The following is a 19,914-nucleotide window of genomic DNA, read 5'->3' as shown; positions in this document are numbered from 1 at the left end:
GCCACAATGGACTGCATACGACTTAAGAACCTCAAGGCGAGCACATGAAGATTTCGAGACAAGCCTACGCCGACATGTTCGGCCCCACCGTCGGCGACAAGGTTCGCCTGGCCGATACCGAGCTGTGGATCGAAGTGGAAAAAGACTTCACCACCTACGGCGAAGAAGTGAAGTTCGGCGGCGGCAAGGTGATCCGCGATGGCATGGGCCAGAGCCAACTGCTGGCCGCCGAAGTGGTCGACACGTTGATCACCAACGCACTGATCATCGATCACTGGGGCATCGTCAAGGCCGATGTCGGCCTCAAGGACGGGCGCATCGCGGCGATCGGCAAGGCTGGCAACCCGGACATCCAGCCCGACGTGACCATCGCCATCGGCGCCAGCACCGAAGTGATTGCCGGCGAAGGCATGATCCTCACCGCTGGCGGCATCGACACCCACATCCACTTCATCTGCCCGCAGCAGATCGAAGAAGCGCTGATGAGCGGTGTCACCACCATGATCGGCGGCGGCACGGGCCCGGCTACCGGGACCAACGCCACCACCTGCACTTCCGGGCCGTGGCACCTGGCGCGCATGCTCCAGGCCGCCGACGCGTTCCCGATGAACATCGGTTTCACCGGCAAGGGCAACGCCAGTCTGCCGGAGCCGCTGATCGAGCAAGTCAAGGCCGGGGCCATCGGCCTGAAGCTGCATGAAGACTGGGGCACCACCCCGGCGGCCATCGACAACTGCCTGAGCGTGGCCGACCAGTACGACGTGCAGGTGGCGATCCACACCGACACCCTAAACGAATCCGGCTTCGTCGAAACCACCCTGGCGGCGTTCAAGGGTCGCACCATCCACACCTACCACACCGAAGGCGCCGGTGGCGGTCATGCGCCGGACATCATCAAGGCCTGCGGTTTTCCTAACGTGTTGCCCAGCTCCACCAACCCGACCCGGCCGTTCACCCGCAACACCATCGATGAGCACCTTGACATGCTGATGGTCTGCCACCACCTGGATCCGAGCATCGCCGAAGACGTGGCCTTCGCTGAAAGCCGCATCCGCCGTGAAACCATCGCTGCCGAAGACATTCTCCATGACCTCGGCGCGTTCTCTATGATCAGCTCCGACAGCCAGGCCATGGGCCGCGTCGGCGAGGTCATCACGCGCACCTGGCAAACCGCCGACAAGATGAAAAAGCAGCGCGGCGCCCTGTCCGGCGATGGCGCCGGTAATGACAATTTCCGCATCAAGCGCTACATCGCCAAGTACACCATCAACCCGGCGATCACCCACGGCATCAGCCATGAGGTGGGCTCTATCGAAGTGGGCAAATGGGCCGACCTGGTGTTATGGCGCCCGGCGTTTTTCGGCGTCAAACCGACTTTGATCCTCAAGGGCGGCGCGATTGCCGCCAGCCTGATGGGCGACGCCAACGCCTCGATTCCGACGCCGCAACCGGTGCATTACCGGCCGATGTTCGCCAGCTACGGCGGTTCACGCCACGCCACCAGCCTGACCTTCATCAGCCAGGCCGCCGCCGAGGCGGGCCTGCCGGAGCAATTAGGCTTGAAGAAACGGATCGCCGTCGTTAAAGGCTGTCGCGATGTGCAGAAGACCGACCTCATCCACAACGACTACCTGCCGAGCATCGACGTCGACCCGCAAACCTATCAGGTCAAGGCCGATGGCGTGCTGTTGTGGTGTGAACCGGCGGATGTGCTGCCGATGGCGCAGCGGTATTTCCTGTTCTGACCCGTCGCCCGGCGAGCCCGGCCCCGAAAATTCAGGGCCGCGCTCGCTTGCGCGCTAAAGATCGGTGCTTTCTACCTCTGGGTCCAGCTCGTCCTGCGTCAAGGACTGGACCAGTTCCGCCTCCTTGATCCTTTGCTGCAAGCCCAGGGCTTCGGATCGACTGGCATGGGTTGACTCGTCCAACGTCCCGTTCGCCTTCGCCTCATCCAGCTCAAGCTGGCTGTCAATCAGAGCGTCGTTCAACGCCTCGAAGCGCTGCGGGTAACGGCGCTTGATATGATCGACCCAGAAATCGCGTCCCAGGATCGACTGCCGTTCCTCGGTCGAGTCCTTCAGGGCCTCGACCCGCACCGCAGCCGCATCAAGCATGTCCTGCGTGACGTCACCCAGTGAGAGAAAATGCCCGCGTTTCGGCTGACCTGGCAGCTCCAGTCGGTCCGTCAGCCCCACGCGATAGGCCAAGCGAACTTCGACCTCATCGACTATGACGTCCCCTCGACGATAACGCTGCTGGATATATTCATAAGCAATGCGTTCCACTTCATCCACGCGAAACAATCCCTTGGCCAACTTGAGCAAGGCAAAGGCCTCATCTTCCCCAGCGGCCATCATCCGGGCGTTATGGATCATCAGCCTGATTTCCAGATAGCTGAACGATAACGCCGCCCGGTCTACACAAGTGGGTTCGCCCGCCAGGCTGAACAGCTCCTCACGCAGTTCGGTGGAACCGTGGATTGCCTCCAGCATTTGCCAGACGCGCTCCCGGAGATCGGGGTACGCCTCTTCCCCCCGGTATGATTGTTCCAGACGATCGAGTAATTGAAAGAACTCATGGGATTGCGGTTCATTCATCAGGCCCTGCCATAGCGCTTTTCTGCCGGCAAGTTGCTCCTCGGGCACACCTTCCAGCCAACGCTCGACTGACGCGGCTCTTATGGGACGCGCCGCCTCGGGCATGAACGCGCCGACGAAGCGAAAAATCTGCCAATCGGCGTGCTGCGACTCGATGCTCGCCCAATAATCGCGCAGACGCACCTGTGTCTGCTCGCTCAATGGATTGCCCTGGAGCAAGGTGCGGCCGTTGATACGCGCCATCGCCCGGCCATGATAGGCCGTCGGATCGACCAACGCTTCCGGCACTTGCGTCAGCTGATTGGCACGCAAGTCCAGCACATCCAGAGGTTGGTCACGTAACCCGGAGGGCCAACTACTGATGCCAGTATGTGAAAGAAAAACAGCTCGCAATTCAGGCAGGCCGGTAAAGTCAGGCAACTGCCCCACAGGGTTGTGCGACAGGTCGAGAACCTTCAGGCGGGATCGACTGGCGAGGATGTCGATCGTTTGCGGTGTAAGTCTGATCTGGTTACGCCGCAGGTACAGTTTGGTCAGGTTATTCATGGACCCTAATGCGGCAGGCAGCTCGGTAAACCTGTTGCCCGACAGGTCTAGCCAACGCAGGGATGAAAACCGGCTCAGGAAAGCCTCGGCGACATCTTGAGTAATCGCTGTGTTGTTCAGCCTCAATGACGCCACATGACTGAAGTCGGCCGACAAGTCGGGCAACGTCCCGAGACGAAAACTCCCCAGATTGAGTTCATACCCTGCCCGGACGCCATCTGCCGTGGTGACGACGTTGGTCTGACGCCTCCAGCATCGCCTGATTTCCCCGGCCACAACCTGCCGGGTTTCAAGAGGCACTGATACAACAAAGTCAGGCCCCGCGGCACGCAATTGGCTGCGCGCAACCCAGCGATCAAGATCCGAATTGAGCGTCTGCAGCTCGGTTTCCAGGCGGTTGAGCTCAGCAGGGGCATTGTTCCCCAACGAAAGCAGAAAGCGCCTTGTCTCCGACTCCGTAAAGCTAGGGTACAGCGCCTCGATCCGCCGCAGGTGGGCAGGTTCCGATCGCGACCGCCCGAACAATTTGCCCAAGCCACTCAACGGATAGCCCACCTTGCCTGCGGCCACGCGCATGGGCGATTTGAAGAATGGCCGGACCGGTTGCATCTTCAAGCGTGACGCCAGTGTGCTGCGGTCCACGGCGCTGGCGCTGATCGCTTGCCGCAGGTCCTCGCCCTGATGGGACGCAGGGCGCCCCATCGCCGCGCGCTCGTCATCAGGCAATGCATGTTGCAAGGCGTCATACAGGTCGGTCCAACTGCTCAGCTCATTACCTTGGGTATCGAATGCTTTATAACGTCCCTCATGCCTGGCAACGATCTTGACCTGCGTGGATTCCGGCGGCCCGATGCTGTCGATCAGCGTGCCAGAGGCGAAATTTTCGCGCAGCTCGATCCTCACTGTATCGCTCCAGCCGGGCAACGCCTGTAACGTGGCCAGCGCCAGTCGAGGTGTGTCTGGCGTGGCCAGCGTATCGTTGAACAGCCCTTCATAGGCCCGGTTCAGACGTACGTTGCGCTGTAGATGGCGCAGCTCTTCGGCGATGCGCAGCGGAATGCGCTTGATCTGGAACGCATCGGAGAAATCCCAGCCGCTCATCTGCTCGATTTCCATCGGGCTGGCGTAAGCCATCAACCGCTCGATCGCCGCGGCTGGCACCGAAGGATAACGGGACTTGATCAACACCACCCGTGGATCGCTCGATGCGTCCAGCAGTGCGTGTTGATCGCCGATCAATTGCAACCTTCGTCGCTCCGCGATCTGGGCGAGCTTTTCCCTGAGCCTCAGGGTTCGCGCCGCCTTTTGCGTAGTCGTCAGCCATGATCCGGAACCTTCCAGCAAATCGACTCCGCTTGCATCCGCGGCCGCGACCAGATTCTCGGCCCACGAGGACGACAACAGCTTCGTTTCGGAAATGACCACGTCGCGCCGGGCCTCCCCTGCTTGTTGCGAATCAGGAAACTGCCAGCGAGTCTCACCGGCCTCATTCACCACTTTCAAGCGCAGCGATTGCGGCCACTCCCCATGCCGGGTAAGCAGATGCACCGGTGTCAAAGGGTCGATGTTGGCGTAATCCAGCGGATCGGCACTGTTCAACCGCCGGATGAACTCATCCACTCGCCGGGAAGCGATGAAGCGATTGATCGTATCGTTGAGCAGGACCGGCGTCGGCTCGCCCTCGACGTGCATCCGTCGCAGGGTGTCCTCTTCGGTGCCAGTGGCGATACGGATCCGTTCCAGCTCAGCATCACTGAATGGCTCGACGCGGTGACCGAGCCTTCGCATCAAAGTTGCCCCTTGCCAGCGTTGCGGAGATTCCAACTGATGGTTCCAGCCACCGCTGCCGTTGTGGGTCAGATCCGGCTGGTAGGCATCCGGCCTGGAAGGATGGGCAATGCGATAGCGTTCCGTTGCCGAGTCTTGTTGCACCTCGTAGAGCTTGCCCTCTATGGGCAGCAACGTCTTGCCTGCAATGCGGTGCAGGCCCTGCGCGTCGGGGACCGACCCGGCGGGTAGTTCCAGGCGGCTCTCGTACGGTTTGAGGTCTGGGCGCCAGAGTCGCGATTCGCCGTTGGCCCGCTTGACCGGCCGCATCTGATCAACGAGGTCGGAGGGCTCGATTTTCGGTATCAACTTGGCGCCACCGGCCATGAACGCCGCGTTCAGCGCCACGCTGGAAAAATGCGCCCACATTTCCTTGCGCTCCCCCTGCTCGAACGCCTCGATCCCCTCGAACGCCTCGTCGCACATTTGTGCGGCTCCGACAAACAGCATCAGCGGCCCCAGCACCGGAACCACGAGCGCCAGTTGATTAAGCACATCGACGACCGTATGCGTCCAGCTTTCCACACGCTCCAGGCGAGCGGCCTTGTCTGCATCGGCCGTGGGCACCGCCACCACCCGTGCGTCCTGCTCGATTTTATCGAGCTGCTCGCGACGCAACGCCTCCCAGAGGCTGCCGCTGACGGACGACGCTGTCATGGGAAGATCGCTCAGTGCAGGCTTGAGTGGATAGTCGGCTTGCTCATCGGGCTTGGGCGAGGGTTGATAGAGACGATCGAATGCCTTGAAAAAATGCCCCTGCTGATTCAGCGGCACGAAGCGACTGAAGAAACGACGATAGGCAATGCCGTGCAGGCGACGCCGCAGATCCGCCATGAACAGGGCACTGGACGCGTATTCCTTGAGGGGGTATTCGGGATCGCCTGGAATGTAGGCCACCACTCTCTGCAAGTAATTCGAGCTTTTACGATCCGGCCCGATCAGCAGCGGGCCGACCAAGCTGACGCCCAGGACGTTCAACAAATCGAAAGTGACGGCCCGGCCATCGAGTTCAACCGCCGGTTGATCACGGATCACCCGTTGCAACATCTGATAGGTGTCGTGGCCTATATCCTTTTTGGACCACGCCAGCTCGGTGCTTAGCGCCAACGATTGCCTATGATGCTCGCGCAATTGGCTATCCAGCCGGTCACGCGCGCGCTTGTCCGTCGGTCGAAGAATTTCACCAATATGCTCCTGATAGCGCCGTCCGAAATCCACATGGCGGCATATTCGCGCGAAGACATGGGGAGCGATCGGCAACGCGCCCGCGCGGATGGACGCCAGCGTAGGAGTAAGCGCACCGTTGGCGGACGGCGACGTAGTGGTGACTAGATGACAGTCATCGCAGTCGAGCGGATACACTTCGTCGGGGCCGAAGTTGGCCAGCGCGGTCTCCAGCAGCGAGGTTCCTCGATACTCAGTTGTATCCCAGGCCTCACCGGTCAGGCGATGAAGCAACTCCCAGCCCAGGTCGGTCCGTTTCTTGAGCCCGTATTGACGAGCGAAGTATGTCTGCTCCACATCCACTTCAAGCTTGAACCGTTGCTGGATGGCATCGATGAGCAGCGGTTTGGCAAAGGCGCGGATATCCTGGATATTGCCCAGGACACTGTCGACCTGGTTCAGGGTTTCACGGTATCGAACATGGCTGGCCTTGAGACTGGCCTTGGTCTGGTGGGATGCCTCAAGGTACCAATCCGGCAGGTGCAATTGGTGATCGTCAAGCTCCTGCTGACGGTGCGCAATGGCACCGTTGTACCAGGCGGGAATGCGGCTTTTGAGCAAATCGTAATGCAGGGGACGGGCTTGGGGGTGTTCGTTCAGATCGGCCTCGGCGAGGCCCGGTAGAAGTTCTGGCATGGTGGATCGTCCTTGATGTGGGGGATCCAAGCCTAACCATTGCCCCGCCGATGAATGCGGTAGTTATTTATAGCGTTGCCGACAATGTGGCAGTGGCGATGCCGTTATCCCACCCAACGTCCCAATTGCTGTCGTAGCCGACTGTTTTCGGCGCGCAATTGCTGCACTTCCTCCAACAGATCCATCGCCAGGGCAACACCTTCCCACTCCAGTTCCAACTCGCGCCGCAGCTTGGCCGCACGCCGGGCCAGGACCAGTTCGTAGTCCGTGAAGCGCCAGTCGGTCGGAGCCGTGCCATGGGGTTCGAGGATGCCATGCTCGACGATTTCGATGACATGGACATCAGCCAACGCGGCGGCCTCGCAGAATTCCACAAGGTCCAGTTCAATGATCGGGTTGTTCATGGTCTGCTTCTCCCAATGCTTTAACTGTCCAGTCTAGCCGTGATGTTGATAAGTCCAGCCCGTGGCGAAGAAGCTGCTACCTCGCCAGGGGTTTCCTCCGCAGCCGGTCACGCCTCTGAAGTCAGAAATTCTCCCGTGGATCGAACGCGGCTTTCTTCGCCAGCTCTGCCCACAGCGCCTTGACCGACTCGTCGCTGGCCTTGGGCATTACAGCCTTGAGCTGCACGAACAGGTAACCGCGCTCGCCGGCCTTGTTGCGCAAGCCGTGGCCCTTGGCGCGCATGCGCTGGCCGTTCTGGCTGCCGGCCGGGACCTTGAGGTTGATCTTGCCGGTGAGGGTCGGCACTGCCACCTCGGTGCCCAACGCCAGTTCCCATGGCGCCAGGGGCAAAGTGATGATCAGGTCCTGGCCTTCGACATCGAACTTGGGGTGCGGGGCGAAACGAATGGTCAGGTACAAGTCACCATTGGCGCCGCCACCGATGCCGGGCGCGCCCTGACCCTTGAGGCGGATGCGCTCGCCGTCGGTTACCCCCAGCGGAATCTTCACGTTCAGGCTTTTGCTGGTATTGCTCACGTGCTGGCCCGCGGCGTTGTACTGCGGCACTTGGAAGCTGACCTTCTTCGATTCGTTCGACAGGGTCTCTTCCAGGAAGATCGGTAATTCCATTTCCACGTCTTGCCCCCGACGGCCGGCGCTGCGACCCGATTGTCCGCCACCGAAACCCGGCCCGCGATTGCCAAAGATCGAACTGAAGAAATCCGAGAAATCGCCAGTGTCCTGCCCGCCAAAACCACCCCGGCTCTGCCACCCCGGCGGTCCCTGGAACGGCTGGCCGTGCTGGCCATAGCGGCGCAAGTCATCGTATTCGGCGCGTTTGTCCGCACTTTTCAGCGCTTCATACGCCTCGGAAACGTCCTTGAACCTGGTCTCGGCGTCTTTCTCTTTGCTCACATCCGGGTGGTATTTGCGCGCCAGTTTGCGATAGGCGGCCTTGATCGTGGCGTCGTCGGCCGTCGGCTCCACACCCAGGATCTTGTAATAGTCTTTGAAATCCATCTAAGCATCACCATCCGTTATCGATGTCGCACCGCCACGCACGGCCTGCCCGGATGACCGGACAGCGGGTTGACCGGCCTCAAGATTGTGACCGGACGGTGCATCAGAAGTTTATCGGCAGCCGGCTGCGGTTCTTGTACCGCCCTGTGCTACCAGACCCATGCCAGCAAGTTTGGGGGTCCGACGCGCTCTTTCAAGGCCGGGGTTCGCGAATTAGTGGACAACCGGCCTTCGAATCCGCGTCGCACTGGCATACACTGCGCGGCCGTTTTTACGACCGGAACTGAAAGACATGAAAAACCCATCCCAGGCCCGTGCCTGCGGTATCGACTTCGGCACGTCCAACTCCACCGTCGGCTGGCTGCGCCCCGGCATGGAAACGTTGATCGCGCTGGAGGACGACAAGATCACCTTGCCCTCGGTGGTCTTTTTCAATCTTGAGGAACGTCGCCCGGTCTACGGTCGCCTGGCCCTGCACGAATACCTCGAAGGCTACGAAGGTCGGTTGATGCGCTCGCTCAAGAGCCTGCTGGGCTCCAAGCTGATCAAGCACGACACCAGCGTGCTCGGCACGGCGATGCCGTTCAAGGATCTGCTGGGGTTGTTCATCGGCCAGTTGAAAAAGCGTGCCGAAGCCACCGCCGGACGGGAATTCGAAGAAGTAGTGCTGGGGCGCCCGGTGTTTTTTGTCGACGACGATGAGCTGGCTGACCAGGAAGCCGAGAACACGTTGGTGGACGTGGCGCGGGCCATCGGTTTCAAGGACGTCTCCTTCCAGTACGAACCCATTGCGGCGGCGTTCGATTATGAATCGACGATCGAAAAAGAAGAGCTGGTGCTGATCGTCGACATCGGCGGCGGTACCTCGGACTTTTCCCTGGTGCGCCTGTCTCCCGAGCGCCGCATGCACGACAACCGCCACGCCGACATTCTTGCCACCGGCGGCGTGCACATCGGCGGCACCGACTTCGACAAGCAGCTCAGCCTGCAAGGCCTGATGCCGCTGTTCGGCTACGGCAGCCGAATGAAAAGCGGCGCCTACATGCCTACCAGCCACCACATGAACCTGGCGACCTGGCACACCATCAACGCGGTGTATTCGCAGAAGTCCACCCTGGCCCTGGGCAGCATGCGCTACGACATCGAAGACACCGGCGGCATCGACCGGCTGTTCAAGCTGATCGAACAGCGCGCCGGGCATTGGCTGGCAATGGAAGTGGAGGAAACCAAGATTCAGCTGACCCACGCCGACCAGCGCCACGTGGCCCTGGACCGGATCGAGCCGGGCCTGAGCGTGGACCTGAGCCGAGCGTTGTTCGAATCGGCGATCGACGGCCTGCTGGATCGGGTACGTGGCAGCGTCACGCAACTGCTCAACGATGCCAACGTGCGGGTCGATCAAGTCGACACGGTGTTCTTCACCGGCGGCTCCAGCGGTATTCCGGCGCTGCGCAACAGCGTCGCGGCAATGCTGCCCCAGGCGCGGCATGTGGAAGGCAATATCTTCGGCAGTATCGGCAGCGGGTTGGCGATCGAAGCGATGAAGCGGTATGGGTAAAAAGCAGCTGTGAGCCTCAAGCTGCAAGCGGCAAGTAAGAGCAGTCAGGCGACGCGCTGGCTTTTACTTGCAGCTTGAAGCTTGAAACTTGAAGCTGCTCCTCTACACCATCCCCACCTGCTTCAACTCGCTCTTGAGATACGCATAGTAGATCGGCCCCGCCACCACCCCCGGCAGGCCGAACGCGGCTTCGAACACCAGCATCGCCATGAGCAGTTCCCACGACTTGGCGCTGATTTGCCCGCCGACGATGCGGGCGTTGAGGAAGTATTCGAGCTTGTGGATCACGATCAGGTAACCCAGCGCCGCCACGGCCACCCAGATCGACAGCGACAGGGCGACGATGGTGATCAGGGTGTTCGACATAAGGTTGCCGATCACCGGCAACAGCCCCAGCAGGAACGTCATCACGATCAGGGTCTTGGTCAACGGCAATTGAATGCCGAACAGCGGCAGCACCACCGCCAGGAAAATCCCGGTGAAGAAGGTGTTAAGCAGGGAAATCTTGATCTGGGCGAAAACGATGTTGCGAAACGCCTTCACCAACAGGTTCAGGCGATCAAACAGCGCGGCGGCCAGGGGCTTGCGCTTGGTCAGGTCGGGGATGCGCTGCAAGGCGATGATGGCGCCCAGCACCATGCCGATCAGCAACGTCACGAACATATGGGCCGCATCCTTGCCCACCAGTTGCAGGTCACTCAGATGCTTGCTCACCCAGTCGCCGATTGCCACCCGGAACTCGGCGGCGCTGGCCGGCAGGTAGGCGTCGATGAACGGCGGCAGTTGCCCACGGGCGCGGTCGACCACGCCCATGAATTTATCCAGGGAGGCGCCCGGGTTTTCCGCCTCGTGCAGCAGGAAACTGAACGCCCCGGCGAAAATCAGGCTCAGCACGCTGACCACCAGCGTGCCCAACAACGCTACTGCCAGCCAGCGGGCACGCCGGCCTTCGATCAGTCGTTGCAGTTGCGGGGTGAGCATGTTGACCAGCTCGAACACCAGCAACCCGGCCAGGAGGCTCGGCAACAGGCGCAGCGGCAACACCAGCAACAGCCCACCAAAAATGATCACCCAACTGATCACCAACAACACATGACGCTGAGAAAACGTTGGCATACAGCCCCAGGACAAAAAACCACATGAAAGGATCGGCAGTCTGCCAGCGTTCCGCTGGCAGCACTAGGGATTGTATCGGCCGACCTGGGTCTTGGTTCAGGCGTTTTTTTGTTTCTTGCACCGGCCTCTTCGCGAGCAGGCTCGCTCCCACATCAGATTGGCGTTGGCTGATCCAGTGTGGGAGCGAGCCTGCTCGCGATGAAGCCTTCTCGAATTCAACGCTTACTTTTTCTTCAGGCAATCACTCATGAACGCCTTGCGCGCATCGCCCTTCAAGGCCTGGGTCGTCGCCGTGGCGTTGCAGGTCTTCATGCGTTCTTGCGGGGTGCTGGGTTCAGCGGCGGCCGGAGTGGCCTTCAGGCAGTTGCTCATGAAAGCCTTGCGTTCGTCGCCCTTGAGGGCCTTGGCGGTAGCGTCGGCATTGCAGGTGGTCATTTTGGTCTGTTGGGCGGTGGCGGCAAAACCTTGGGAACACAGCAGCAGGCCGATCATCAACAAAGGGACACGCAGCATTTTCATGGTGTTTCTCCTGGTTGCCGCCCGAGGAGGACGGCGATGAAGTGCAGTGTAGCCAAAGCCTGTTACACCTTCATCGCCAGATCTCCATTGCTTGATCTACCGCTTTCGCGAGCAGGCTCGCTCGCACAATTGACCCCAGCGCTGCATCCACTGTGGGAGCGAGCCTGCTCGCGAAGAACGATAACGCGGTCCATCTGATGAGCTAAACCCCGGCATCCTTCAACCGCTGCGCATGCTCGACAAACAACCGGATCGGTTCCGCCCCCCTGCCCACCAGCCCGAGCGACTGATTGACGATGTCGAAATGATCCAGTGGATAATCATCACGAATCACCGTGCCCAGGTGCGAGCTGTAGCGCCCGACCATGCCGTCGCATTGCCCGGCTTCGCGCACGAAGGTGCGCGCGAACAGCCGGCAACTGCGATTGGTGCCGTCGAACAGGTTGCGGCCCTTGTCGGTCTTGCCCGGCTGCAGCGTCCCGGACCAGGAGTAATAACGCACGCCACCGACCTCTTCCGGCCCGTGCCCGCCCCACGTTTGCGGCAGGCCTTGTGGATAACGCTCGTTGAACAACGCCACTCCGGCGGTCGTCAGCGAGGCATGGGACGCGCGGATGTCCACCGGCAATTTCGGGCCGAGATAGCCGGTATCGAATAGGCTCATCAGCGCGTTGATCAGCCGCAGCAAAGCGCTGAGCAACCGCCCTTTGGCACTTTCGGCCGGATAATGGCTTTGCAGGTAATCGGCCAGTTCGGACCCATGGTTGGTGCCGGCCACCGAAGTGACCGAGGCCACCAGATCCGGGCGCAGGGCCGCCGCGTAGCGGGCAGTGAGGGCGCCCTGGCTGTGGCCGATCAGGTTGACTTTTTGCGCTCCAGTTTCCCTCAGAATCTCCTCGATCCGCGCCAGTAACTGCTCGCCGCGAACCTCGGAAGAATGCAATGGCGAGACCTTCACCGCGACCACCACGGCTCCACCCCGGCGCAACGCCTCGACGATGCCATACCAATACGGATACAGCACCAGGCGAATGAACCCAAGCATGCCCGGGACCAGCACCAGCGGGTAGCGAGTGGCGCAGCGTTGCGACATGGCGACGTCCTTGTGATCAGAGGTGGTCAGCATCGGTACCGATGATGACCAGTCTATGACACACCTGCCCGTTCAGCCCGCGCCGTGAATCACATGAGCGCGCCAGCTCCCGTGGAACCGATCGAGCCCCGCTCAGAACGTCCGCGCCAGTTCCAGCAAACGCTGCTCAGCCTCGGCATAAGACCGCGCGAAACTGTGCTCGGCCGACTCCTCCCCTTCAGCGGCTACTACCGTTACATCGCTGATGCCGATAAATCCCAGGACCGTGCGCAGCAGCGTATCGGCGTGGTTCATGGATTCCAGCGAGCCTCCGGGACCGAAGCCGAAATCGCCACGGCTGGTCACGATCAAGGCCCTCTTGCCCAGCATCAACGGCTCATATTGCGAGACGCCGTTATCCAGACTGTGGTTGAACGTCACGCCAATGCGCACGATCTGGTCGATCCAGGCCTTCACGCCGCTGGGCACGCTGAAGTTATGCATGGGCGCGGAAATCACCAGCCGGTCATGGGCCTGCAGCTCCGCCACCAACGCATCGCTCAAGGCCAGGTCGGCCTGCATGGTCAACGGCCGCGCCTGGGGCTCGGGGTAAAATGCCGCAGCGATGAAGGCTTCGTTGACCGGAGGAATAACGCTCCGGCCGACCTCGCGGCGAGTCGGTTGGGTATCTGGATTGGCGGCCTGCCAAGCCGCTATGAAAGCCTCCGTCAAACGCCGGGAATGGGAACGCTCGCCGCGAGGGCTGCCATGTACGACAAGAATACTGCTCATCTGAAACTCCTGGACTGTGACTACACTGGGAACCACGCATGGCTTTTAGACTGAAGCCGAAGCCTGCATCAGCTCAAATGAGCGTTAGTTGACCGGGATGAGCTGTTCTCATCCATTGGAGATTCCAGATGTTTGCTGCCCTGCCACTCAATGCATTGCGTGCCTTCGAATCCGCTGCTCGATTGCTCAGTTTCAAGGCTGCGGCGACTGAGCTGTCGGTAACGCCTACGGCGATCTCCCATCAGATCCGCTCACTGGAAACCTGGCTGGGTGTGCAACTCTTTGAGCGCCTGCCTCGCCAGGTGCGGCTTACCGAAGGTGGCCAACGCTTGTTCCACAGCCTGCACGGTGCTTTGCTGGAAGTGGCGCAGAGCGTCGATACCCTGCGCCCGCAACGCAGCACTGCGCACCTGACGATTTCCACCACCGCGGCGTTCGCCGCGCTTTGGCTGGTGCCGCGCCTGGGTCGGTTTTATGCGCGTCATCCCAACATCAAGGTCCGGCTGGACACCCATTGCGAAGTCATCGACCTGCACCAGGACGCCAGCGTCGACCTGGTGGTGCGTTATAGCCTGGGTACCTATTCCAATTTGTACGGGCTGTGCCTGTTCGACGAGAGCTTCGGCGTATATGGCTCGCCGGAACAGGTCACGCTGGCCACCCGGCAGCCGCCAACGCTGATCAGCGTGCGTTGGCACAACGCCAAGCTGTACGCCCACGGCTGGGACGCCTGGTGTGCCCAAGCCGGAGAAACCTGGATGACCTTGCAACCGTGCATGCGTGAATACGACGAAGAACACTACGCTCTTCAGGCGGCCATTGCCGGGCAGGGGCTGGTACTGGCGAGCAATGTCCTCGCTTCCGAAAGCGTTGCCAGCGGCCTGCTGGTGAGCTATCGCCCGCAGATCCAGGTCAGTGGCGCAGGCTACAGCGCGCTTTGCGTCCCTGGCCGTGAACGGCATCCACCGGTGCGAGCATTTTTTCGATGGGTAGAGGAAGAGGCGCGCCTGTCCGGCACGCGCTGGAGAATCCGCTAAAACTTTTCCAGGACCAGGCCATTCAAAACGAGAACCACTAATAACACGCCGTGTCGCGACAGTAAGCAACACGGCCTTTAGTTCAATCTGACAACCCGGCGACGATCAAAGTTACAAACGACAAGTGGATTAAAATCCGCAATGTTATTTATATTGCAAACCGCAGAACAACTGCAAAAAAATAACATAAAGGATTATCCAACATGCATATCGAACAACGCCTTGAGTTCATCGACTCGCTGCCAGCCCTTCCAACTAGCGCCAGCACCAGAGCTGCTCCGATCATTAACTCAGCTAAAACTTACACAGCCTTGAACGAAGACAAGGCAGGAGGGACTGTCGGCCCTGAAATGATCAACATTTACCTGGCCGGCGTATCGGAACAAAACCGTAAGGACGTCGACAATTGCAAGCTATTGGTACAAAACGCTGCCACTAAACGCTACGATCCGCTCACCGAAACACATGCCTGGTATGAATACTACCTAGAAAGCCTGAACAAGCTCGGATGGATTACCCAAGCCTCTCAAACCAAGGAGCAGACTATCAAGAAGGTCGGCCTGACAATGGATGCTGTTGCCATGTACGTTCTGGCGGGACTAGTAGGGCAAAATGCTGCCGTGCTGGCGACGCTTATGGGGAAAGCGTTGGACGGCCTCAGGAGCAACGATGGGCTCATCCATATTTATAATTACAAAGCCAACGTCGGCCGCGACGCCAAATTCGATATGTCGCCGGTCTGGCAGGCTAACCAAGGGAGTCCCGTGATGGTCCTCAATTGCAACACCTTGGACGTGTCAGAATCCACTCGCGGCATATTGTGGTGGAAATCCACTACCCAAAACACTCAAATCAAGACTGCTGCCCAGTCCATCTACCTGAATGTCGACGTTTATAGCCAGGTCCGCGCGGCGGTACTTAACAAATTGGGGCAAGCGGCGGACAATTACCTCGCCCAACTGCCTGATTTTGAATAATTAATGGAACCCTGGGTAGGGATTCGACATTGCGCCGCCCTACCCGGGAAACTGAACGCAATCAGGTAGCTAATCCCATGAACTACAAACAGTCAAACACCTATATAGTTAATGGCAACATAGTCATCTTTCTCGGCGCCCATACCGAGTCATTCAAAGAGGATATTCTTCACGCCTGCCTATTTGCAAACCTGACATCCGGCAGCTACAGCTCCGCTGCCAGCGACTGGTTCAAAGCCTATAGCAAATCATTGATTAACCTATACTGGAGCACTCAAAGCCTCTCCAACAAAAACATCAAAAAACAATCCGTCAGCCTCCTTGAATCCTTCCAACTCGCAGATCCGCCCCTGACACCACGGGCGACTCAGAATATCCGAGACCAGCTGTCCTCTATCATGCAGCTACCCGAAGATTCCGCCGCCCTTTGCGCGCTTCTGAATAGAATCCAATTACAAACACACGAGGACACCTCGCAGACGCGCATAACCCTTTGTCCAGTCGTCACGGTTATCAATGAACATAAGCTCATCAGCACAATCAGTTTATTAATGAATGTCTCCAGGCCTGTGGCTATCGGCTTTCTTGACGAGGCACTGCCCGAGGAAGAAATACTTGGCAACCTTCAGATTATCCATTGGCGTACATCGCTGCATGAGGATCATTACGCAGCCGTACGCGACAAGATAATTCAGAAATTGGGTAGCCGAATCAAAACCAATATCTTCGCTGTAGAAACACCAGCTTGACCCTTCGAGCCACCGCTATCTGACTGTCTTCGGCGCCTTGCCAGCCTTCATCTGTTCGAGCAACGGTGCACACTGGTTCGGCTCGCCGCCGCTGGGCGCGACCAACGCAAGCAACCCCGCTGCCGGTGCGGCGATGACACCCAGCGCGACCATCCCGGCCCCACGCAACATCAGCGGCACGGCCTTGACCCCGGCGGCGGGCTTGACGAAGGTGCCGCGTACGTACAGCGGCGAACGCAGCGAAATCAATCGCCAGCCCTTGGACTCCGGAGTGACGGTCAGGTCCAGTTGTTCCGTGGCCATATTCGCCGTGCCATCGATATAGATGATCGCGTTCTCGGTATCGAATACGAACAGGCGAGTGGTCGCCAGACCGGTCTTGATGTCGAAATCAGCCGCCGCGCAGTTGATCTTCACTTCCTTGTCGCCAAAGATTTTTCCCACCACATAGTTACCAACATTCAAGCCTGCGAGCTCCATTAACTCCCGACTGATCGCGCCATCGTTGATGAGCATCTTCAGGTTGCCATTGGCGGTGCCCAACAACGCCGCTACCGAGTTACCTCGCCCGGCCAGATCGGCGTCGCCGTTGAGTTCACCGAAACTGGTTTTCATCGGTTCGAAACCCGGGAAAAGCTGCTTGAGTTTGAAGCCTCGCGCGGTGAGTTTCGCCTGGCCTTCGAGGGGCTGGGCGCGACCGTTGAGGCGAATCTGCGCATCGAGACGGCCACCGGCTGCGCCAAAGCGCAGGGGGTCCAGGCTCAGTTGGCCATCGAGGAGCAGCAAATGCGTGTAAAGGTCGGTAAAGGGCAGTTGCTCGCTATGGACGATACGCTTGCCGGTGAACTCCACGTCGGCATCCATTACGCTCCAGCGCTCGGTGCGGAATTCTTCCACCGGCAAGACTTTATCGGAGGGTTGCTTGCTGGCGCCGCCACGGGCCTTCTGTTGCGTGTTTGAGTCTGCGCCGATAAGCGGCGCCAAGTCGCTGAACAACAGCTGATCGGAGACCAGCGCGCCAGTGAGTTTCGGCCTCGGCTGGCTGGAAACATAAGCCAGGTCGCCATGAATATCGCTTTCGCCGATCTTGCCGTTGAACGCCTCGTAGCGGAACTGCGCCCCTTGCGGCTCGTGGAGCTTGGCGATCAGGCGACCATCGGTGGCATAGGGCGGCGAATCCGGCAGCGTCACGCCGGTCAACGGATAAAGATTGGCCAGGCTTTTACCGGCCAGTTTCAGACGCAGGTCCAAGGCGCCAAGGTTCTTCGGATCGGTGAGGGTGCCGGCCAGTTCGACGCGGGTGTCGGCAATCTTCGCCTGGGCCTGCAGGGGAAAGGGCTGCGACGCATCCTGCAAGGCCAGCAAACCACCGACCTTGCCGGAACCGCTCAGGTTCTGTCCGTGATACTGCCCATCAACCTTGAAAGCAAAGGCGTAGTCCTGCGGCGCCGCGCCCTGCTCCCGGGCTTTTTTCGCGGTCTTTTCACCAACGATATCGCTGAACGGAATGGGCTTGCCTAACGGGTCGATCAACACGTCGAGCCTGGTCTTGAGCGTCTGGTCATCCAGCGTGACATGCCCCTTGTCAAAGCCGATGGCACCGATATCGATCGACCAGCTGGACGGTTCGGCGTCCGGGTCCTTCGGGTCGAACTGGAAGGTCCAGTTGGCGCGCCCGTCAGCCAGGCGCTGCAGGCTGGCGTTGGGTTCGGTCAGGTCGATGCGCGGGATCGCCACCCGCCGGGCCAATAGGGCCAAGGGCGAAATACGTAGCTCGACGCGCTTGAGCGTGACCATTTGCGGGGCTTTCGACCAGTCCGGGTTTCCCAGGCTCAGATCTTCCGCCACCACATGGGGCCATGGCACAAACGCGCGCCAGCCGCCTTCCTGCGGTTCGCGCTGCCAGATCACCGCCAGGTTGCCATTGATTGCGAATGGACGATGCAACTCCTCGGAAACCTTGGCGTTGAGCGTCGGCTTGAGGCGATTCCAATCGAAGAAGGCGATGACCAGCACGAGCGCGGCCAGCAGGGCTATAAGGCAGACAAAGCCCCAGGCGAAGATTTTTGAGGTGCGCGTCATGCACAAGGCTCCTGAGATATTGGCGTACAGCCCGCAATGCCTGAGGTATGCGAACCGCTGCTGGCCCACTGCGATAATTGATTGGACTGCCGAAACGGCCGACAGGTTTACCACCAACCGCGACGACCGGCACGAAAAAATGCCCCGGAAGCTGACCGCTTCGACAGCTACCTGTTACCGCGCCCGCACTTTAGCGGGGCACGAGTGAGTACAAACTACCCACTCCAGGGCAAAACAGCCCCTCTGCAAGGCCCGATCTAGAGCCTTTCCGCAGAACAATCAATTCCGTTGATTATTACCATTGTGTTTATGAACTTTTATATCGACTTATCGAGAGTAGCATTGCCCTCGTATCCACTTTTCAGCCCTCCCGAGGAGCAACGATCATGAAACGCCAATTACTGATGAGCCTTTCCCTTTCCCTGCTGGCCTCTACCGCCTTCGCCTTGCCAGCTTCCGAACAGGCCACTCCACAGGTCAAGGACAGTCATTCTGTCTATAGCCAGACCGTAGCCGAAGGTGGCCGCGACCGCCTGGAAGAAAAAGGCCTGGTCGAAGGTGGCTCGGACCGGACTCCACAAGGTCAGACCCTGGCAGCTGACGGCTCCGATCGCACGCCACAGGGTCAAACCCTGGCTGCCGACGGCTCCGATCGCACGCCACAAGGTCAAACCCTGGCTGCCGACGGTTCCGATCGCACGCCACAAGGTCAAACCCTGGCTGCTGACGGTTCCGATCGCACGCCACAAGGCCAGACCCTGGCGGCTGACGGCTCCGATCGCACTCCACAAGGTCAAACCCTGGCGGCTGACGGTTCCGATCGCACCCCACAAGGCCAGACCCTTGCCGAAGGCGGTGGTGACCGCGTCATCGAACGCAACCGTGCAGTGAGCTGAGCCCATGGTGGCCGGCAAAAAAGCCCGATTCCCTGGATCGGGCTTTTGACTTTTCAAGCCCTTCGTTTTCCTGCCTGATGCCTCTCTACCGTTCGACGACGGCAAAGCCTATTTGCTAGAGTGCGGCGCTCCCATGACTCGGAAGTCAGTCCTGCGATGCTGCCCCGCGCCGAACAGAAACAACAAACCCGAAATGCCCTGATGGATGCGGCGCGCCATTTAATGGAGTGCGGCAGAGGGTTCGGCAGCCTGAGCCTGCGCGAAGTTGCCAAGAAAGCCGGCATCGTACCCACTGGGTTCTATCGACATTTCGACGACATGGACCAGCTGGGCCTGGCGCTCGTCAGCGAAGTCGGGCAGACGTTTCGCGAAACCATCCGGCTGGTGCGCCACAACGAATTTGTCATGGGCGGCATCATCGATGCATCGGTGCGGATTTTCCTCGACGTAGTGCATGCCAACCGATCGCAGTTTCTGTTTCTGGCCCGCGAGCAGTACGGCGGCTCCCTGCCGGTACGCCAGGCCATTGCGAAACTGCGCGAAGACATCAGCTCGGACCTGGCCGCTGACCTGGCACTGATGCCCAAGCTGCAGCATCTGGACCTTGCGGGCCTGAGTGTGATGGCCGACCTCGTCGTCAAGAGTGTCTTCGCCACCCTCCCGGATATCATCGACCCGCCCGCCAAAGCGCTTCCCGAACATCTCACCCCGCAGGCAAAGATCACCCAGCAACTGCGGTTTATCTTCATCGGCCTCAAGCATTGGCACGGGTTGGGTAGCACCGAATAATCGCCTGCCCACCACCTTCCATTTGGGAGCGGG

The 19,914-nt window shown here is 59.8% G+C and carries 15 protein-coding genes; 7 read left to right on the top strand and 8 right to left on the bottom strand.

Annotation, left to right across the window (positions count from 1 at the left end; genetic code table 11):
- Nucleotides 1-44 precede the first annotated feature (44 nt).
- Nucleotides 45-1,745, top strand: coding sequence for an urease subunit alpha (gene ureC, locus ACE04F_RS28630; RefSeq protein WP_486111029.1), 1,701 nt, complete (start codon nucleotides 45-47; stop codon nucleotides 1,743-1,745).
- A gap of 54 nt (nucleotides 1,746-1,799) precedes the next feature.
- Here ureC and ACE04F_RS28625 read toward each other — a convergent pair whose 3' ends face one another.
- The 3 genes from ACE04F_RS28625 to ACE04F_RS28615 form a co-directional block, all read right to left on the bottom strand.
- Nucleotides 1,800-6,830 (bottom strand): NEL-type E3 ubiquitin ligase domain-containing protein, encoded by a 5,031-nt coding sequence (locus ACE04F_RS28625; protein WP_486111027.1) that lies wholly within the window; start codon nucleotides 6,828-6,830, stop codon nucleotides 1,800-1,802.
- Nucleotides 6,831-6,934: 104 nt separating this feature from the next.
- On the bottom strand, nucleotides 6,935-7,234 hold the full coding sequence (locus ACE04F_RS28620) for a chaperone modulator CbpM (protein ID WP_486111025.1): 300 nt from the start codon (nucleotides 7,232-7,234) through the stop codon (nucleotides 6,935-6,937).
- A 121-nt stretch (nucleotides 7,235-7,355) separates the two neighbouring features.
- Nucleotides 7,356-8,294, bottom strand: coding sequence for a DnaJ C-terminal domain-containing protein (locus ACE04F_RS28615; protein WP_486111023.1), 939 nt, complete (start codon nucleotides 8,292-8,294; stop codon nucleotides 7,356-7,358).
- Between the two features lie 292 nt (nucleotides 8,295-8,586).
- Here ACE04F_RS28615 and ACE04F_RS28610 point away from each other — a divergent pair, with 292 nt between their 5' ends.
- Nucleotides 8,587-9,852 carry an Hsp70 family protein gene (locus tag ACE04F_RS28610; protein ID WP_486111021.1) on the top strand — a complete coding sequence of 422 codons (1,266 nt, stop codon included), beginning with the start codon at nucleotides 8,587-8,589 and terminating at the stop codon, nucleotides 9,850-9,852.
- A gap of 102 nt (nucleotides 9,853-9,954) precedes the next feature.
- Here ACE04F_RS28610 and ACE04F_RS28605 read toward each other — a convergent pair whose 3' ends face one another.
- The 4 genes from ACE04F_RS28605 to ACE04F_RS28590 all read right to left on the bottom strand — a co-directional run bounded on the left by ACE04F_RS28605 (nucleotide 9,955) and on the right by ACE04F_RS28590 (nucleotide 13,351).
- The gene (locus ACE04F_RS28605) at nucleotides 9,955-10,968 is read right to left on the bottom strand and encodes an AI-2E family transporter (protein ID WP_305497122.1); all 1,014 of its coding nucleotides are present in this window, start codon (nucleotides 10,966-10,968) and stop codon (nucleotides 9,955-9,957) included.
- A gap of 222 nt (nucleotides 10,969-11,190) precedes the next feature.
- The gene (locus ACE04F_RS28600) at nucleotides 11,191-11,487 is read right to left on the bottom strand and encodes a PsiF family protein (RefSeq protein WP_305497125.1); all 297 of its coding nucleotides are present in this window, start codon (nucleotides 11,485-11,487) and stop codon (nucleotides 11,191-11,193) included.
- A gap of 202 nt (nucleotides 11,488-11,689) precedes the next feature.
- Nucleotides 11,690-12,580, bottom strand: coding sequence for an alpha/beta fold hydrolase (locus ACE04F_RS28595; protein WP_486111018.1), 891 nt, complete (start codon nucleotides 12,578-12,580; stop codon nucleotides 11,690-11,692).
- A 132-nt stretch (nucleotides 12,581-12,712) separates the two neighbouring features.
- The gene (locus ACE04F_RS28590) at nucleotides 12,713-13,351 is read right to left on the bottom strand and encodes an FMN-dependent NADH-azoreductase (protein WP_486111016.1); all 639 of its coding nucleotides are present in this window, start codon (nucleotides 13,349-13,351) and stop codon (nucleotides 12,713-12,715) included.
- A gap of 128 nt (nucleotides 13,352-13,479) precedes the next feature.
- Here ACE04F_RS28590 and ACE04F_RS28585 point away from each other — a divergent pair, with 128 nt between their 5' ends.
- The 3 genes from ACE04F_RS28585 to ACE04F_RS28575 all read left to right on the top strand — a co-directional run bounded on the left by ACE04F_RS28585 (nucleotide 13,480) and on the right by ACE04F_RS28575 (nucleotide 16,114).
- Entirely contained in the window at nucleotides 13,480-14,388 is a 909-nt protein-coding gene (locus ACE04F_RS28585) for a LysR substrate-binding domain-containing protein (RefSeq protein WP_486111014.1), read from the top strand.
- A 203-nt stretch (nucleotides 14,389-14,591) separates the two neighbouring features.
- Nucleotides 14,592-15,365, top strand: a complete 774-nt coding sequence (locus tag ACE04F_RS28580; protein WP_486111012.1) for a hypothetical protein — start codon at nucleotides 14,592-14,594, stop codon at nucleotides 15,363-15,365.
- A gap of 77 nt (nucleotides 15,366-15,442) precedes the next feature.
- A complete protein-coding gene (locus ACE04F_RS28575; RefSeq protein WP_486111010.1) occupies nucleotides 15,443-16,114 on the top strand; it encodes a hypothetical protein in 672 nt (223 codons plus the stop codon).
- 15 nt (nucleotides 16,115-16,129) lie between these two features.
- Here ACE04F_RS28575 and ACE04F_RS28570 read toward each other — a convergent pair whose 3' ends face one another.
- Nucleotides 16,130-18,196 (bottom strand): AsmA family protein, encoded by a 2,067-nt coding sequence (locus ACE04F_RS28570; protein ID WP_486111008.1) that lies wholly within the window; start codon nucleotides 18,194-18,196, stop codon nucleotides 16,130-16,132.
- A gap of 386 nt (nucleotides 18,197-18,582) precedes the next feature.
- On the opposite strand from ACE04F_RS28570, the gene ACE04F_RS28565 reads away from it, so the two are divergent.
- Together ACE04F_RS28565 and ACE04F_RS28560 are read left to right on the top strand one after the other, a co-directional pair.
- On the top strand, nucleotides 18,583-19,092 hold the full coding sequence (locus ACE04F_RS28565; protein WP_486111006.1) for a hypothetical protein: 510 nt from the start codon (nucleotides 18,583-18,585) through the stop codon (nucleotides 19,090-19,092).
- Nucleotides 19,093-19,248: 156 nt separating this feature from the next.
- Nucleotides 19,249-19,881 (top strand): TetR family transcriptional regulator, encoded by a 633-nt coding sequence (locus tag ACE04F_RS28560; protein WP_486111004.1) that lies wholly within the window; start codon nucleotides 19,249-19,251, stop codon nucleotides 19,879-19,881.
- The last annotated feature ends 33 nt before the right edge of the window (nucleotides 19,882-19,914 follow it).

The sequence above is a fragment of the Pseudomonas sp. AGC41 genome (genome assembly GCF_057334555.1).
The sequence above is the reverse complement of the archived record's forward strand: the minus strand, read 5'-3'. Positions and strand labels throughout refer to the sequence as shown.